Source organism: Vreelandella halophytica (assembly GCF_968193635.1).
Window position 1 is genome coordinate 470112 of sequence record NZ_OZ309107.1, and the last position, 16494, is coordinate 486605.

12 protein-coding genes are annotated in these 16494 nt (G+C 62.6%); 4 read left to right on the top strand and 8 right to left on the bottom strand.

What is annotated here, in order from left to right; genetic code table 11:
* Positions 1-34: 34 nt before the first annotated feature.
* The 6 genes from recQ to ACWHXT_RS02300 all read right to left on the bottom strand — a co-directional run bounded on the left by recQ (position 35) and on the right by ACWHXT_RS02300 (position 7965).
* Positions 35-2155 (bottom strand): DNA helicase RecQ, encoded by a 2121-nt coding sequence (gene recQ, locus ACWHXT_RS02275; RefSeq protein ID WP_447957078.1) that lies wholly within the window; start codon positions 2153-2155, stop codon positions 35-37.
* 80 nt (positions 2156-2235) lie between these two features.
* Positions 2236-3075, bottom strand: coding sequence for a carbohydrate ABC transporter permease (locus ACWHXT_RS02280; RefSeq protein ID WP_447957079.1), 840 nt, complete (start codon positions 3073-3075; stop codon positions 2236-2238).
* Between the two features lie 13 nt (positions 3076-3088).
* Positions 3089-3973 carry a carbohydrate ABC transporter permease gene (locus tag ACWHXT_RS02285; protein ID WP_447958002.1) on the bottom strand — a complete coding sequence of 295 codons (885 nt, stop codon included), beginning with the start codon at positions 3971-3973 and terminating at the stop codon, positions 3089-3091.
* 70 nt (positions 3974-4043) lie between these two features.
* The gene (locus ACWHXT_RS02290) at positions 4044-5321 is read right to left on the bottom strand and encodes an ABC transporter substrate-binding protein (protein WP_447957080.1); all 1278 of its coding nucleotides are present in this window, start codon (positions 5319-5321) and stop codon (positions 4044-4046) included.
* Positions 5322-5336: 15 nt separating this feature from the next.
* Positions 5337-6461: an ABC transporter ATP-binding protein gene (locus tag ACWHXT_RS02295; RefSeq protein ID WP_447957081.1), complete on the bottom strand. Its 1125-nt coding sequence runs from the start codon at positions 6459-6461 to the stop codon at positions 5337-5339.
* Positions 6462-6552: 91 nt separating this feature from the next.
* A complete protein-coding gene (locus ACWHXT_RS02300; RefSeq protein ID WP_447957082.1) occupies positions 6553-7965 on the bottom strand; it encodes a sigma-54 interaction domain-containing protein in 1413 nt (470 codons plus the stop codon).
* A 206-nt stretch (positions 7966-8171) separates the two neighbouring features.
* Here ACWHXT_RS02300 and speB point away from each other — a divergent pair, with 206 nt between their 5' ends.
* The 4 genes from speB (at position 8172) to ACWHXT_RS02320 (ending at position 13706) form a co-directional block, all read left to right on the top strand.
* Positions 8172-9122, top strand: a complete 951-nt coding sequence (gene speB, locus ACWHXT_RS02305; protein WP_447957083.1) for an agmatinase — start codon at positions 8172-8174, stop codon at positions 9120-9122.
* A gap of 113 nt (positions 9123-9235) precedes the next feature.
* Complete coding sequence (locus ACWHXT_RS02310; RefSeq protein ID WP_447957084.1) at positions 9236-10618, top strand: YjiH family protein; 1383 nt, start codon at positions 9236-9238, stop codon at positions 10616-10618.
* A gap of 10 nt (positions 10619-10628) precedes the next feature.
* Entirely contained in the window at positions 10629-12251 is a 1623-nt protein-coding gene (locus ACWHXT_RS02315) for a 5-guanidino-2-oxopentanoate decarboxylase (protein WP_447957085.1), read from the top strand.
* Positions 12252-12260: 9 nt separating this feature from the next.
* Positions 12261-13706 (top strand): aldehyde dehydrogenase family protein, encoded by a 1446-nt coding sequence (locus ACWHXT_RS02320; RefSeq protein WP_447957086.1) that lies wholly within the window; start codon positions 12261-12263, stop codon positions 13704-13706.
* 45 nt (positions 13707-13751) lie between these two features.
* Here the strand turns inward: ACWHXT_RS02320 and ACWHXT_RS02325 are convergent, their stop codons facing one another.
* Positions 13752-15176, bottom strand: coding sequence for an FAD-binding oxidoreductase (locus tag ACWHXT_RS02325; RefSeq protein WP_447957087.1), 1425 nt, complete (start codon positions 15174-15176; stop codon positions 13752-13754).
* On the bottom strand, positions 15176-16477 hold the full coding sequence (locus ACWHXT_RS02330; RefSeq protein ID WP_447957088.1) for an L-fuconate dehydratase: 1302 nt from the start codon (positions 16475-16477) through the stop codon (positions 15176-15178). The genes ACWHXT_RS02325 and ACWHXT_RS02330 overlap by 1 nt, the downstream gene beginning before the upstream one ends.
* Positions 16478-16494 lie beyond the last annotated feature (17 nt).

Sequence of the window (16494 nt, forward strand, 5' to 3'; positions counted from 1 at the left end):
CTTCCTTTGCTCAATCAGTGCGCACTAACTCGCATCAGGCGCTCATCGCCGCCCGCACGCAGGCCAGTACGTTGTAGTCGAAGCGACCTTCGAGGGCGTCGAATACTGCCCGGAGCCCCTGGCCCGCGTGCGCTCGCAACGCGCTTTGAATGCGTTCCAGGTCGGCGGGATCCAGCGCCACCACGTCACCAAGTGCCAGCGCGCCGCTTTCGATTACCTCCGCCAGGTGGCGGTAGACGGTGTTGACGGTGATCCCGCGGCTTGTGGCGATCTCGTCGACCGACATCCCTTGGCCAAGCATCTCGGCGGATTGCCGGGCACTGTCGCCGACGCTTGCCGCCGGGGCGCTGCCGCGGTGCTTGTCGATCACCGCCAGTATCCCCTCGCCGTAATCCTCGAGCTTGCGCGCGCCGATGCCGGTGACGCCGCCCAGCGCCGCCAGGTCCAGGGGCTGCTGCTCGGTCAGCTCATTAAGCGTGGCGTCATTGAAGATCACATAGGCCGGTACGCCCTGTTCGTCGGCAAGCTGTTTACGATGACTGCGAAGTGCCTCCCACAGCGGGCCGTGGCCCTGGGCGGGGGCGCCGCTTCTGCCGCGGCGGGTGGCTTTGGTTTTCGCGGGTTTTCTCAGCGTCAGCGCCTCTTCCCCGCGCAGCACCGGCTTGGCTTTGGCGGTCAGGTGAATGGCGCCGTGGCCTTCGATATCCACGCTCAGGTAGCCGCTGGCGATCAGCTGGCGGTAAAGCGCCTTCCACTCGTTGGCAGAAAGCTCATTGCCGATACCGAAGGTGCTGACCCGGTCGTGGCCAAAGCGGGCGATACGCTCGTTTGACTTACCCAACAACACGTCCACCAGATAGGTCACGCCGAAGCGTTGCTCGGTGCGATATACACACGAAAGCGCCTTTTGCGCGGCCACGGTGGCCTCCCAGGTGTCCGGCGGGGTCAGGCAGTTGTCGCAGTTGCCGCAAGGTTGATCCAGCTGGTCGCCGAAGTAGCGCAGCAGCGCCTGGCGGCGGCAGGTGATGATCTCGCAAAGCCCCAGCATGGCGTCGAGTTTTTGTTGCTCGATGCGCTTTTGCTGGTCCCCTGCGCTGGAGTCCTGCTGCATCTGGCGCAGGGTGATCACATCCTGGAGCCCGTAGGACATCCAGGCATCCGCGGCCAGGCCATCGCGCCCGGCGCGGCCGGTCTCCTGGTAGTAGGCTTCGATGCTCTTGGGCAGGTTCAGGTGCGCCACGAAGCGCACGTCGGGCTTGTCTATGCCCATACCAAAGGCGATGGTCGCCACCACGACCACGCCGTCTTCGCGTAGAAAGCGGGTCTGGTGATCCTGGCGCTGCTCCGGGGGTAGGCCCGCGTGGTAGGGCAGGGCGGTCAGCCCCTGGCGCTCGAGCCAGGCCGCGGTCTCTTCCACCTTTTTGCGGGAAAGACAGTAAACGATGCCGGCCTCATTGTCGTGGGTATCGCGAATGAAGCGTAAGAGCGCCTCGCGGGCGTTACCCAGGTTCTCGGCGATATGGTAGCGAATGTTGGGCCGGTCGAAACCGTTATTGAAAAGCGCCGCGTCCTGGAGCTTGAGATGCTCGATGATATCGCCGCGGGTGGGCACGTCCGCGGTGGCGGTCAGCGCAATGCGCGGGACGTTCGGAAAGCGCTCGTGCAGGTGCGAAAGCTGGCGATACTCCGGGCGAAAATCGTGGCCCCACTGGGACACACAGTGGGCCTCGTCGATGGCGAACAGCGCGATCGGTACCTGGTCCAGCAGCGCCTGCATGCGCGGCATCGCTAGGCGCTCCGGGGCGACGTAGAGAAGATCCAGCTCGCCTGCGCGCAGCTGGTTCTCCACCGCCATGGCGTCCTGGAAATCGAGGCTCGAGTTCAGATAGGCCGCGCGCACGCCGTTTTGCACGAGTGCCGCCACCTGGTCCTGCATCAGCGCGATCAAGGGCGAGACCACGATCGCCGTGCCTTCGCGCAGCAGCGCCGGAATCTGATAACAAAGCGACTTGCCGCCGCCGGTGGGCATCAAGACCAGCGCATCGCCCCCGGCGCTTACCTGGTCGATGATGGCCTGCTGCGGGCCGCGAAAGTGCTCAAAACCGAAGACCTCTTGCAGCACCTTCAAGGCCGCCGGATTGGATTCGCCGTGCATCCTCGCTCTCCCTAAACGTGAGCGCAGATTGTCGCACGAAACGGCGCGTGAACGCCCGCCCGCGTACTCGCGCAGACGCTTTAACGAATCCCCGCGCGCAGAAACGACTGCACGAACTGGCGTTGAAAGAGCAAGAACGCGATCAAAAGCGGCGCGATGCTCAGAAGCGTGGCCGCGCTCACCGTGGCCCAGTTGACCCCGGTTTCCGGGGCCGAGAACACCCCAAGGCCCACGGTGAGCGGGCGGCTCTCCACTGAGTTGGTCACGATCAGCGGCCACAGGAAGTTGTTCCAGTGGTGGCTGATCGATACCAGCCCGTAGGCGAGATACGTCGGTTTGGCCAGCGGCACGTAGACTTTCCAGAGCACGGCCAGCCAGCTGCAGCCTTCGATACGGGCGGCGTCCTCGAGCTCGCGGGGGATGGTCTTGAAGGTCTGGCGCAGCAAGAAGATACCGAAGGCGCTGGCCACGTAAGGCAGGCCAATGCCGGTGATGGTATCCAGAAGCCCCAGGCCGCTGACCAGGCGGTAGTTCTCCACGATCAGCACCTCGGGAAACACGAATAGCTGAATCAGTACCAGCATGAACAGCACGTTCTTGCCCGGCACGGGAAAGCGCGCGAAGGCGAACGCCGCCAGGGTACACACCACGAACTGCGCGGCCACCACGCCGGTGACCAGCAAAAAGGTATTGAGGTAGTAGCGCCCGAACGGCGCCTGGCCCCAGGCGGTGGCGAAGTTATCGAGTGTGAGCGGCGCGAACAGCTCGAAGCGCACCACGAACGCCGGCGGGTGAAACGCTGCCCACACCGCGTAGAGCAGCGGAAAAATCCAGATCAGCGCCAAGAGCCAAGCGGCCAAAGTTTCCAGGGAAACGGCGGCTGCAAAGCGGCGAGGGGTGGCGGCGGTCAACGTACTCATGGGGAAAAAATGCTCATTGGTAGTGGGTCCTGCGGTCAAGAAGCGTGAACTTGAGCGTGGCCACCAGCGCGAGCACGACGAGAATCACCACCGTGATCGTGGCCGCCGTGGTGCGGTCGAAAAACGCGAAGGCGTTCTCGTACACGTAGTAGAGCAGCAGGTTGGTGGCGTTGTTGGGCCCACCCTTGGTCAAAATGAACAGGTGATCGATCACGCGTACGGCGTTGATCAGCGCGTTGATCAGCACGAACAGGGTGGTGGGCATCAAAAGCGGAAACGTTACCCGCCAGAAGTAGCTAAAGCGGCTGGCGCCTTCCAGGTCCGCGGCTTCTTTCAGCTCCGGCGGGATCGCCTGCAGGGCGGCGAGATAGAAGATCATGAAAAAGCCCGCTTCTTTCCACACCGACATGACGATTATCGAACCCAGTGCCAGGCTCGGGTCGCCCAGCCAGTTCGCCCCGGAAAACCCGAGCGCGCCCAGCAGCTTGTTAAAAAGCCCAATCTGCGGGGCGTAGAAGAACATCCAGATATTCGCCGCGGCAATCATCGGCAAAATGGTCGGCGTAAAGTAAGCCATGCGCACCAGGCCCCGCCCGGGCAGCCGGCCGTTGACGAACAGCGCCATGACGAGGGCCAGCGAGATGGAGGTGGGAATGGTGCCGAGGGCATATATCAGGTTGTTACGCGCCACCTTCCAGAAGGTGGGGTCGTCGAACAGGTACTGGTAGTTCTCCAGCCCCACGAACTGGGCCGGCTCATTGCGAAAGCCGGGCAGGAACAGGCTCTGGATCACCGTGGTGATCGTGGGCAGGTAGGCGAAAACGCCCAGCAACACGGCGGCGGGCAGTAGCAACAGCGCGCCATAGAGCTGCATTTTACGGTGAGCGGTGAGCGTCATGGGAAAGACCGCCAAGGGGTGAAAGCCGGGCATTGGCCCGGCTTATGGATAACGACTCATCAAGCGGTATTTAACGCGCGTAGCGGCGCAGAATACCGTCGGCTTCGCGCTGGGCCTGCGCGAGCGCCTCGGCGGGTTCCATCTGGCCGGTAAGCGCCGCTTGAACCGCGTTATCCAGCGTGCGGCGAATACGCCCGCCCTGGTAGGTGGAGAGCTCGGCGGTGCCGTGCTCCAACTGGTCGCGGGCGACCGCCGCCGGCGGGAACTCCTCGACGTAGGCCTGGAGCGCCTCGGTTTCGTAAGCGGCGGGGCTCACGCCCATATAGCCGGTCTCGATCGACCAGTCCGCGGCGCGCTCTGGCGAAGTCATCCAGCGAACGAAGGTCATCGCGGCGCGCTGCTCTTCTTCGCTTGCGTCCTTGAAGATGTAGAAGTTGCCGCCGCCGGTGGGGCTACCGCGCTGCTCCTTCATGGGCAGCATGGCCACGCCGAAGTCGAAATCCGCCTCGTTACGCGCGGCGGTCAGGTTGCCGGTGGTGTGCCACATCATGGCGGAGGTCTGCTCGATGAAGTTCTGGCGAAGCGTACCCCACTCGATGATGCCCTCGGGCATGGCGTCGTGTTCCTGGGAAAGCGAAACCCAGTACTCCAGCGCCTCGATGGCGGCGGGGTCGTCGAAGTAGACCTCGGTGCCCGCTTCGTTCATCAGCCGGTGGCCGTTTTGGTAGGCGAACGCCTGGAACATCCAGTAGGCGTAGCCGGTGGAGGGCACCATCACGCCCCACTGATCGTTATTGCTGGCTTCGCGAATGGTGGCGGCCATCTCGGCCATTTCGTCCCAGTTCTCCGGCGGCGTTTGGGGGTCGAGCCCGGCGGCCTCGAAGGCGTCCTTGTTCCAGAACAGCACGATGGTGGAGCGCTGGAAGGGAATGCCGTAGGTCTGGCCGTCGAGCTGGCCGTTTTCCATCAGCCCCGGGTAGAAGCTATCCAGCCATTCGCGCTCTTCGTCGGTCTCGACCAGCTCATCGAAGGCGACGATGGCGTCCTGCTCGACGAGCTCGAACAGATCGATGGAGAACATCACCGAAAGCGCCGGGGCGTCACCGGCTTCCAGAGCGGAGGTCGCGCGCACTCGGGTATCGTCGTAGTTGCCCGCGTAGATCGCCTCCACCGAGATATCCGGGTGTTCGCTCTCGAACTCCTCGACCAGGTTGTCGACCACGCCGGTCAGGGCGCCGCCCACCGAGACGGGGTAGTAAAGGGTGAGATCGACGTCGGCGCTGGCGTAGGAGGCGCTGAGCAAACCCGCGGCCAGGGCCGTTGAGGCGAAAGGAAGACGAAAACGCATGGGAACTCCTCGGGTTTAGTGTTGAAACGAACCCACCTGGGGCGGGCGAGACACGCGACGCAGTGTGCCGGGTAACGCGCTTGGCGAAAGCTTCGTTTGGCGCAGGCCGTCCTCGGCGAAAAGGTGGGCGCTTTCCGGCGTCCAGAAAAGCCGGCAGGCTTCGCCCGTCAGCGCGGGTTTGCCGTTGACGCGCACGCGCAGGCGCTGCTCGCCCACAGCCACGTAGACGATGGTGTCCGCGCCCAGGTACTCCTCGCTCACGATTCTTGCCGGGATGCCGGGGGCATCCGCCGGGCGCAGTTCGATATCTTCCGGGCGAATGCCCAGTTGGCCTCCCGCCGCTTGCAGCGGAGCGACGAGGGTCGTGTCGCCGTCGATCACGGCGCCGGTGTCACCGGCCACCAAAGGCAGTAGATTCATCGCGGGGCTTCCTATGAAACTGGCGGCGAAGGCGCTCGCCGGCTGGTTGTAAAGCGCATCCGGCGTGGCGTCCTGAACGATGCGCCCGTGCTGCATCAGGATGACCCGGTCGCCCATGCTCATCGCCTCGACCTGGTCGTGGGTGACGTAGATCACCGTCATGTTCAGGCGGCTTTGCAGCGTCTTGATCTCGCGGCGCATGTCGCTACGCAGGCGGGCGTCCAGGTTGGAGAGCGGCTCGTCCATCAAACAAATCGGGTGCTCGGAGATGATCGCCCGGGCGAGCGCCACCCGCTGGCGCTGGCCACCAGAGAGTTTTGCCGGTTTACGGTCGAGATAAGCGGTCAAATCGACGAGCTCTGCGACCTGCTCGAGCCGGGCCTGGCGCTCGGCTTTAGCGACGCGGCGACTCTTGAGGCCGAAGACGATGTTCTCCGCCACGCTCAGGTGGGGAAACAGCGCGTAGGACTGAAACACCATGGAAAGGCCGCGATCCCCCGGCGGCAATCGCGTTACGTCGCGCTCGCCGATATGAATCTCGCCCTGGGAGGCGTCCTCGAGCCCGGCGATCATGCGAAGCGTGGTGGATTTTCCGCAGCCGGAAGGGCCGAGCAGAATGACGAACTGGCCCGGGGTGACGTCAAAGGAGACGTTGTCGACGGCGGTGGTCGCGTCCCAACGTTTGGTAACACCTTCCAGGCGGATACGCGATTGGCTCATGACTCGATACTCGTTCAAAACGGTATGACGATGGTCAATCACTCTGCGGCAAAGGTGTTGCGGTTGTGTGACACTCCGGGGCGGGCGTAGGTCAGCCGTTGGCCGCAAGGCCGTAGCGCTTTAGTTTGCGCACGACGCTCGATTGGCTGATGCCTAGCCGTTTGGCGATGGCGTAGGTGCTGGTGTGGGTTTTGCAAAGCCCTTCGAGAAGCTCGCCTTCCAGGCGCGCCAGATAGTCGGGCAGGGTTTCGCCGGCCTCCAGCGGCGCGCTTTGCGCCGCCAGGGGCGAGGGGGCGTCTTGGGCAGCGGTGGGTCGAGGCGAAAGCCCGACCCGATCGATCTGATCAGAGGCGCTCGAAAGCCAGGCACGCTCCAGCCAGTTTTCGAGCTCGCGCACGTTGCCCGGCCAGTCGCTTCCCATCAGCGTCGACCAGACGTAATTGCCCAGAAATTTCTGCCGCCCGTAGTGGGCGTTCAGCCGCGCCAGGCACGCTTCGGCAAGGCCGGGGATATCCTCGCGGCGTTCGCGAAGCGGGGGCAATGTCACGGGAATGACGTTGAGGCGGTAGTAAAGATCCAGCCGGAAAGCGCCTTCCTGCACCCGGCGCGCCAGGTCCTGATTAGTGGCCACCACCAGGCGAAAATCCACTCGGCGGGCGCGGGTGTCGCCCAGCCGGGTGAGCTTACCGTCCTGAATCACTTTCAAAAGCTTGGTCTGCATCAACAGCGGAAGCTCCCCGATCTCATCGAGAAACAGCGTGCCGCCCTCGGCCTGTTCCAAAAGCCCGGCCTTGCCCTGGCGGGCGGCGCCGCTAAAGGCGCCAGGCTGGTAGCCAAACATCTCGGACTCGAACAGGTTTTCCGGGATGGCGGCGCAGTTGACCTCGATGAACGCGCCTTCCCCCCGCGCGCTCCAGCGGTGGAGCTGCCGGGCGAAAGCAGTCTTGCCCACGCCGGACTCGCCCAGCATCAGCACGTTGGCGCTCGAGGGCGCAACGCGTTTGAGCAGGCGCGCCACTTCGCGCATCGCGGGGCTTCGCACCTGTAGGTGCTCCAGAGCGCTATCCAGCGCGCGGTCGTCGGGGGTCGCGCCGTTGCGGTCACGTTTGATGTGTTCGTTGAAGCGTTTTTGCAGCAGCGCGTACTCGTCCTGAAGAAGCTGTAGGTCGGTTAAATCCCGGGAGCGGCTGATGATGCGCTCGAGCTTGCCGTTCACCAGCACCGGATGCGCCTCGGCGATCACCCGCCGCCCGGTGCCGGTGGTTTGCATCAGCTGAGCAGCGCGGTGGGTGCGCATGACCTCCAGGCTGATCGAGGGCTTGAGGGTGCCGTTTTGCTCAAGGGTTTTGACGTTGCTGCCGAGCAGTTCATCCCGCGACATGCCGTACACCGCCTCGACCCCGGGGCTGATATCCAGTACCTGGCCGCTTGCGCTGACGATGAAGAAGTGGTCGTTGGCGGTTTCCACGATGGTGTTGAGCACGTGCCGATCGATATCTTCCACCCGGCCTCCTTGTTTGAACCGAATATGACTTGGTTAATGCACGTATGACTCAATGCTACGCTTTTATAAGTCATTTTTGCATCGATTGAGCTCGAAAAGCCCCGCTCAAGGGATTCCAGCGTTTGGCACGTTAAATGCAGTATCAAGGTAATGCGTAGCCAAAAAGGGCTTTTGAAAGCCCGTCTCGATAACGACAGGAGGTTTTAATGTCCGAGTTCAACCAGCCGCTGGGCGGTAACAGCGTGCCGCGCTTTGGCGGCCCGGCCACCATGATGCGCCTGCCCACCCAGGAGAGTGCCCAAGGGCTCGACGTGGCCTTTATCGGTATTCCCATGGATATCGGGACCTCCAACCGTCCCGGCACGCGCATGGGCCCGCGCCAGATCCGCGATGAATCACGCATGTTGCGCCCCTACAACATGGCGACCCGCGCCGCGCCTTTTGAGTACCTGCAGGTGGCGGATATCGGCGACGTGCCGATCAACACCTTCCACCTGCCCAAGAGCGTCGACATCATCACGGCGTTCTTCGACGACGTGTTGCGCCACGACTGCGTGCCGCTGACCCTCGGTGGCGATCACACCATGACGCTGCCGATTCTGCGCGCCATGGCCAAAAAGCACGGCCCGGTGGGGCTGATTCATATCGACGCCCACGCCGACGTCAACGAGCACATGTTCGGCGAAGAGATCGCCCACGGCACGACCTTTCGCCGCGCTCAGGAAGAGGGGCTTCTGGCGAAAGAAAAGGTGGTGCAGATCGGCCTGCGCGGCACCGGTTACTCCGCCGAAGACTTCGACTGGTGCCGGGATCAGGGCTTTCGCGTCGTCCAGGCCGAGGCGTGCTGGTACCAGTCGCTGGCACCCTTGATGGAGGAAGTACGCGCGCAGATGGGCGATACGCCGGTGTATATCAGCTTCGACATCGACGGGCTCGACCCCTCGGTGGCACCGGGCACCGGCACCGTGGAGATGGGCGGGCTCACCTCCCATCAGGGCCTGGAGATCGTGCGCGGGGCGGCGGGGCTCAATATCGTCGGCGGCGATCTGGTGGAAGTTTCACCACCCTACGACACCAGCGGCAATACCGCGCTGATGGGGGCCACGCTCTTGTACGAGATGCTCTGTGTGCTGCCGGGGGTCAAGCGGGGCGAGTAAGTGCCCGGCGCCGATGACGCTCGATTAAAACAATAGATAACAAAGGGAGGCCAAGCCTCCCACGCCCACGCCGCCAGCCCACCTCCAATAAGCACTCTCAACAGGTGAACTCTATGTCTGAATCTCAAACGACACGCGACGAGGCTGCGTCAAACGGGCCTATCCCTCGAAGCCATTTGCTCAAGTTTCTGATTCCCTCGGTCGTCGGCGTCTTGCTGTTTCTGGTGCCGTTTCAAACCGGGGAGTCGGTCAATATCGGTATGGGCATGATGGCCGATGGCCTGCAGGCGCTGCTTGGTCAGGCGCTTCCATTAATTGCCATGCTGGTGTTGTGCGTGTCGGTGGTGGTGACCCTGTACGTGAAGACGACCAACCCGGCCTGGGCGCGCGGCGGCCACTTCGGCGATATGTTCAACGTCGGCCCGATCTGGGTGGCGCTGCGTATTCTGGGCGCCGTTTTCGTGGTGATGACCTACTTTCAGGTGGGCCCGGAGTTCGTCACCGCCTCGTTCACCGGCGGGGTGATGCTCGACGATCTGGCGCCGGTGCTGCTGACGTTTTTCTTCTTTGCCGCGATCTTGCTGCCGTTTCTGGTCGAATTCGGTTTCATGGAGTTTATCGGAAGCCTGGTGCGCAAGCCGTTTCGGATCATCTTCAATCTGCCCGGGCGCAGCGCCATCGACGCCACGGCCTCCTGGATGGGCTCCGGCACCGTGGGCGTGCTGATTACGTCCCAGCAGTACGAGCAGGGCTTTTATAACGGCCGCGAGGCCTCGGTGATCGCCACCAATTTCTCCGTGGCCTCTATCGCCTTCAGCCTGCTGGTGGCCAACTTCGTGGGTATCAACCACCTGTTCGTGCCGTTCTACTTCACCGTGGTGGTGTCCGGGCTAGTCGCCGCGATTATCGTCTCGCGCATTCCGCCGCTTTCGTTGAAAGCCAACGACTACTACGCGCCGGTGGGCTGCCAAATCAGTGAGGAGAATACCGGCAAGGCGGGGCTTTTCCGCTATAGCCTTTTACAGGCCACCCGCCGCGCCGCCGGTGCCCCGGGGCCCGTCGCGCTTGCCAGGCTGGCGCTGATCAACGTGATCGATATCTTCCTCACGCTGCTGCCGCTGGTGTTCGCCATCGGGACCGTGGCGCTGATTCTTGCCGAGTTCACGCCGCTCTTTACCTGGCTCTCCTACCCGATGGTGCCGGTGCTCGAGCTTCTGCGCATTCCCGAAGCCCAGGCCGCGGCTCCGGCCACGCTGGTCGGCTTTGCGGATATGTTCCTGCCCGCGGTACTGGCCACCAATATCGACAGCGAACTGACGCGCTTCGTCATCGCGTGTCTTTCCATGACGCAGTTGGTGTACATGTCCGAGATCGGCGCGTTGCTGCTGAAATCGAAAATCCCCATCGCGCTGTGGGAACTGGCGGTGGTGTTTTTGCTGCGCACCGCGATCACGCTCCCCATTATCGCCTTCATGGCGCATACGTTTTTCTTTTGAGGCATAGCTCATGAAGGATTTTCAAACGATGACCTGCGCCGAGCTTTTGATTCGCCTTTTACGCGATACCTACGGGGTCGAGTCGCTCTTCGGGATTCCCGGCGTACACACGGTGGAGCTTTACCGCGGCTTAGAAGGCAGCGGTGTACAGCACGTGACGCCGCGCCACGAGCAGGGCGCGGGCTTCATGGCCGACGGTTACGCCAGGGCGAGCGGCAAGCCCGGCGTGTGCTTGATCATTACCGGCCCCGGTATGACCAATATTGCCACCGCCATGGGCCAGGCCCTGGCGGACTCCATTCCCATGCTGGTGATCTCGAGCGTCAACCGCCGGGATACCCTGGCAATGGGGCAAGGGCGGCTTCACGAGCTTCCAAGCCAACAGCAACTGGTCAGCGGCGTGGCGCGCTTTAGTCACACGCTGATGGACGCCGCGACGCTGCCCGAGGTACTCGCCCGCGCTTTCGCCGTCTTTAACGGCGCCCGCCCTGGCCCGGTGCATATCGAGATCCCCATCGACTTGTTCGATACGCCGGTGACGGCCCCAAAACATGGCCTACCGCCCACGCTCTACCGCGCTGCGCCGGACCCGGAAGGGCTGGGTGAGGCGGCGCGCCTGCTAAACGCGGCCAAAAAACCGCTGGTGCTGCTGGGGGGCGGCTGTGTGGCCGCCCCGGATGCGGCCCGCGCGTTGGTCGAGCGGCTCGACGTGCCGACGGTGACCACCATCAACGCCAAGGGGCTTTTAGGGCGCGACCACCCGCTGGACCTGGGCGCCAACGCCGCGCTGCCGCCGGTGCGTAAGCTTGCCGTCGAGGCGGACGTGATTCTGGCCGTCGGCACCGAGCTTGGCGAAACCGATTTTGATGTGGTGTTCGACGACGGTTTTCGCCTTGATGGCATGCTGATTCGCATCGACCTGGACCCGGAGCAGCTCGTGCGCAACCAGGCGACCTCGCTGGGCCTGGTGGGCGATGCCGGGCGTAGCCTGGCGCTGCTTTTGGACCACTTCCCCGAACGTCTAAAGCGCGGGGGCGTAGCGCGAACCGCCGCCGCATGGGCCGCGCTCGATCTTGCCAATGATCCGGCGTTCAGCGATTTCGTGCCGCTTTATCAAACCCTTGCCGAGCACCTGCCCGAGGCGGTGCTGGTGGGCGATTCCACCGCGCCGGTCTACGCCGGCAATCACCTGGTGAGCCAGCCTGCGCCGCGGCGCTACTTTAACGCCTCGACCGGCTACGGCACCCTGGGGTATGGGCTGCCCGCAGCGCTGGGCGCTCAACTTGCCCGGCCGGATTTGCCGGTAGTCGCGCTGGTGGGCGACGGCGGGGTGATGTTCACGCTTTCGGAAATCGCCACCGCCGTCGAAGCGCAGATTCCCGTCGTCATCGTGCTCTGGCACAACGCCGGTTATGAAGAAATTCGCCGCTACATGGACGCCCACGGCGTGGCGCGCCTCGGCGTGGATCTTCAGGCGCCGGATTTTCTGACATTGGCCGACGGGTTTGGCTGTGCAAGCGTCCGGGTCGAGTCGCCCGAGGCGCTCGCCCACGCCCTGATTAAGCGCAACCCTGCCGGCCCGCTACTCATCGAAATCGACGCTGCCGCTTGGCATCACGCCTGCACCCAGTAAAGGATACTTATGAAGACGCTCGATCAGCAGTTCATCAATAACCAGTGGGTGACTTCGCTTGGCAGTCGTCTACTTGAGGTATTCAACCCCTACCGTGAAGAGGTGATCGGTCAGGTAACGGCAGGGGCAGCCGAGGATGTGGACGCCGCCGTGGTGGCGGCCCGAAACGCCCAGCCCGCCTGGCAGGCGCTGGGCGGCGCCGGGCGTGCTCCGTATCTCGACGGCTTCGCCGAGGCACTGCAAGCGCGGCGCGCGGAACTCATCGAACTCAGCGCCACCAACAACGGCAAGCCCTTGATGGAAGCCGGCATCGACCTGGACGACGCGATCGCTTGTTACCGCTACTACGCCGGGCAAGCCCGTGCGCTAGACACTCGCCAGGGCGAGCGGGTGGCGGTCGAAATGGACGGCGTCGAGGCGCGCACTTATTTTGATCCGGCCGGGGTGGTCGGGCTGATCACGCCCTGGAATTTTCCGTTGGTGACCAGTGCCTGGAAGCTGGCGCCGGCGCTGGCGGCCGGCTGCACCGCCGTGCTGAAACCTTCGGAAATCGTACCGCTGCCGGAACAAGCGCTGGCGGAGATCGCCCTGGACATCGGCCTGCCCGAAGGCGTCTTGAACCTTTTGAACGGTGATGGCGAAGGCATCGGCGCACCCCTTGCGAGCCACCCGGACGTGGACAAGGTCTCGTTCACCGGCAGCAACCGCGTGGGCGAGGTGGTGATGAAGGCGGCCAGCGCACGCGCCGCCGGCGTCTCGCTGGAGCTGGGCGGCAAATCGCCCATTCTGGTGATGGACGACGCCGACCCCGCTCAGGCCGCCGACTGGGTGATGGCAGGCATCTATTTCAACGCCGGGCAGATCTGCTCGGCCACCTCGCGCCTGTTGGTGCACGAACACGTGGCCGAGGCGCTTTACGGCGAACTCGCCACGCGCATGGACGCGCTCACCTTGGGCGACCCGCGCGTGGAAGATACTGACCTGGGGCCGCTCACCAGCGCCCGACAGCGGGAGGCCGTCAACGCCTACCTGGATGTGGCCGCCCAGGAAGGCCTGGCGGTAGTGCGCGATAAAACCCATTACACGCTGCCGGAGCAAGGCTACTTCGTCGCGCCTACGCTCTATCGCGACGTGCCGCCCACAAGCCGGCTCTGGAAGGAGGAAATCTTCGGGCCCGTGCTCTGCGCGCGCAGCGTGACAAGCGAGGCCCAGGCCATCGAACTGGCCAACGACAGCACCTTTGGACTCGCGGCCACGGTGATCAGCGGCGACGTCGAGCGCGCCAAACGCATCGGCCGCGCGCTCAAGGCCGGCAGCATCTGGTACAACACCGAGCAGCTGGTGCTGCCCGAAACCGCCTGGGGCGGCTTAAAGCAAAGCGGCATCGGCCGCGAGCTAGGGCCCTGGGGGTTGAGTGCTTATTTGGAGGTGAAGCACGTGGTGGGGCCATGTTGACCTGTTTTAATCAGTAACTGTTGACGCTATCAAAGGGGCAGCTTACTACGTACTTGCAGGTAATATCCGCCCGGGGTTCATCAATCCCTTTGGGTCAAACAAGGCCTTGATACCGACCAATAGCGCTTTTTCATCTGGCGATAGGCGTGCCAGATAGGGAGACCGTTTGGTACGGCCGATACCGTGTTCAGCGCTGATACTTCCATGGAAGTCATCGAGCACTTCGAATAGCTGCGCTTCCAGCTCGTGAAGGTGGGCTTTCTTGTCGCTATTCGCCATTGTGCCAGGGGGCAGAATATTGAAATGCAGATTACCGTCGCCCACGTGCCCGTAGGCAATGATGTCGCACTCGGGGGAGGCGGCCATTATCGCCTCGCTTGCGCGAGCGACGAACTCGGGAATGGCTGAAATGGGCACGGAGACATCGGTGCGCAAATGCTCGCCGCGTCGGCGCTGGCCTTCCAGCATGCTTTCACGAAACTGCCATAGCTGTGCTGATTGAGTATCGCTTGATGCCAGTGCACCATCCAGCACCAGTTCGCGCGCCATGCCGGTTTCCAGAAGTTGCTCCAGCAGAATGCTCAAATCCACGGGGCCGGTGGCAGCGATTTCCATTAACACGTACCAGGGGTAGTCGCTCTCGAGGGGGTCGCGAAGCTCTGGCGTGGCCTCAATGGCAAGCTCGATACAGCGCCTGGGAATCAGCTCGAACGCGGTCAGTAGATCGCAACATTCGCGTCGTGCCAATCCGTAGAGGTCGACGACGGCCTGAACAGAGGGCAGCCCCAGTAGCGCGGTGCGGCTCTGTTTTGGCCGCGGTGAGAGCTTGAGAACTGCCCCTGTCACGATGCCCAGGGTGCCCTCGCTACCCAGAAACAGCTGTTTGAGATCGTAACCCCGGTTGTCCTTATGCAGCGCGTGGAGGCTCTCCCATACGCGCCCGTCGGGTAGTACTACTTCAAGCCCCAGTACCATTTCGCGCATCATGCCGTAGCGTAGAACGTTGAGCCCGCCTGCGTTGGTAGCAATGTTGCCGCCGATCTGGCAACTGCCCTGAGCCCCCAGAGAGAGCGGAAATTCGCAGTCGTGCTCGGCGACAGCCTGCTTGACGTTTTCCAGAATGCAGCCGGCCTCTACTGTCACGGTGAAATTGATCGGGTCGACAGCGCGCACGCGATTCATCCGCTCCAGGCTAATGACCAACTCCTGGCCGCCTGCAGCGGGCAGGGCGCCGGCTACCAAGCCGCTGTGGCCTCCTTGAGGGGTCATCACGACCCCGCGTTCGTAGCATCGTTTTACAATATCGGCGACTTCGTCAGTGTTGGATGGACGTGCGACCGCAAGCGGCATCCCCAATGTATCGCCCGCCCAGTCGCTAGTGTAGCGCGCCATGTCTTGTGTCCCGCGTAACAGGCCGCGTTCGCCCAGGCGTTCTTGCAACTCATCGAGAAAGGTATCGTACTCAGTCATCAGCGCTCCTCCTGCCAAGTCGGGCCGTTGGGAAAGTGATACTGCTGTCGAGACTCTTCGTGCATGGTGATGCTGTACCCTGGTGCTTGCGGTACCTGGTAACGGCCGCGATGGATGCTCACCGGGTCAACGAAGTGTTCGTGAAGGTGATCCACATATTCCAGCACGCGGCCATCGAGACTGCCGGAGACCGCAATGTAGTCAAACAGCGAAATATGCTGGGTATATTCGCAAAGCCCTACGCCACCCCCATGGGGGCAAATCGGAACGCCGAACTTGGCGGCCATCAGCGTGACCAGAATCACTTCGTTCAGGCCACCCAAACGCGCTGCATCCAGTTGGCAGTAGTCGAGGGCATCCGCCTGGAAGAGCTGCTTGAACATTACCTTGTTGTGGCAATGCTCGCCGGTGGCCACGCCAATGGGGGCAATACGGTGACGGATTTCGGCATGGCCAAGAATGTCATCAGGGCTGGTAGGCTCTTCGATCCAGAGCGGATCAAACTCGGCCAAACGACGCATTTTAGTGATGGTTTCATCCACCTCCCATACTTGGTTGGCGTCCATCATCAGTATGTTCTCCCAGCCGATCTCTTCACGTAACAAGGCTGCCCGGCGTGCATCTTCCTCGGTATCGCCGCCGATTTTTTGCTTGAAGTGAGTCCAACCTTCGGCCAGTGCCTCGCGTGCCAGGCTGCGCACTTTATCGTCGCTGTAGCCCAGCCAACCTGCTGAAGTGGTATAGCCTGGATAGCCATCGCGGCGCATCTGGGCTTCTCGAGCTTCCTTGCCAGAGGATTGACGGCGCAGCAGGCAAATAGCTTCCTCCGGTGTCAGGGCATCGGTTACGAAACGAAAATCAAGGCAACGCACCAGCTTTTCGGGTGTCATGTCCACCAGCAGCTTCCATACCGGCTTGCCTTCGTGCTTGGCCCACATGTCCCAAACGGCGTTTACAATAGCAGCGGTCGCCAGGTGGATCGCGCCTTTGTCAGGGCCGATCCAGCGCAGCTGGCTATCACCGGTCAGCTCGCGCCAGAAGACGCCCATATTCTCGGTAATCGAGTCGAGTGTGCGGCCTTCGATCAGTGGGGAAAGGGAGTGCAGGGCGGTGATGACAATTTCATTACCCCGCCCGATAGTGAACGTTAAACCGTGACCTTCAGGGGTATCGTCGTCAGTATGCAAAATAACGTAAGCGGCAGAGTAATCGGGGGCGGCATTCATTGCATCCGACCCGTCCAGTGAGCGGGATGTCGGAAAGCGAATATCCTGAATGGTGACGTTGGTGATCGTTGTCATTGTATTTACCTCATTCG

Excerpts from the sequence above, each read along its gene's own strand:
- ACWHXT_RS02310 (WP_447957084.1), top strand. The coding sequence starts at position 9,236 with ATGTCTGAATCTCAAACGACACGCGACGAGGCTGCGTCAAACGGGCCT.
- recQ (WP_447957078.1), bottom strand. The coding sequence starts at position 2,155 with ATGCACGGCGAATCCAATCCGGCGGCCTTGAAGGTGCTGCAAGAGGTC.
- ACWHXT_RS02295 (WP_447957081.1), bottom strand. The coding sequence starts at position 6,461 with ATGAGCCAATCGCGTATCCGCCTGGAAGGTGTTACCAAACGTTGGGAC.
- ACWHXT_RS02320 (WP_447957086.1), top strand. The coding sequence starts at position 12,261 with ATGAAGACGCTCGATCAGCAGTTCATCAATAACCAGTGGGTGACTTCG.
- speB (WP_447957083.1), top strand. The coding sequence starts at position 8,172 with ATGTCCGAGTTCAACCAGCCGCTGGGCGGTAACAGCGTGCCGCGCTTT.
- ACWHXT_RS02290 (WP_447957080.1), bottom strand. The coding sequence starts at position 5,321 with ATGCGTTTTCGTCTTCCTTTCGCCTCAACGGCCCTGGCCGCGGGTTTG.
- ACWHXT_RS02285 (WP_447958002.1), bottom strand. The coding sequence starts at position 3,973 with ATGACGCTCACCGCTCACCGTAAAATGCAGCTCTATGGCGCGCTGTTG.
- ACWHXT_RS02330 (WP_447957088.1), bottom strand. The coding sequence starts at position 16,477 with ATGACAACGATCACCAACGTCACCATTCAGGATATTCGCTTTCCGACA.
- ACWHXT_RS02280 (WP_447957079.1), bottom strand. The coding sequence starts at position 3,075 with ATGAGTACGTTGACCGCCGCCACCCCTCGCCGCTTTGCAGCCGCCGTT.
- ACWHXT_RS02325 (WP_447957087.1), bottom strand. The coding sequence starts at position 15,176 with ATGACTGAGTACGATACCTTTCTCGATGAGTTGCAAGAACGCCTGGGC.
- ACWHXT_RS02315 (WP_447957085.1), top strand. The coding sequence starts at position 10,629 with ATGAAGGATTTTCAAACGATGACCTGCGCCGAGCTTTTGATTCGCCTT.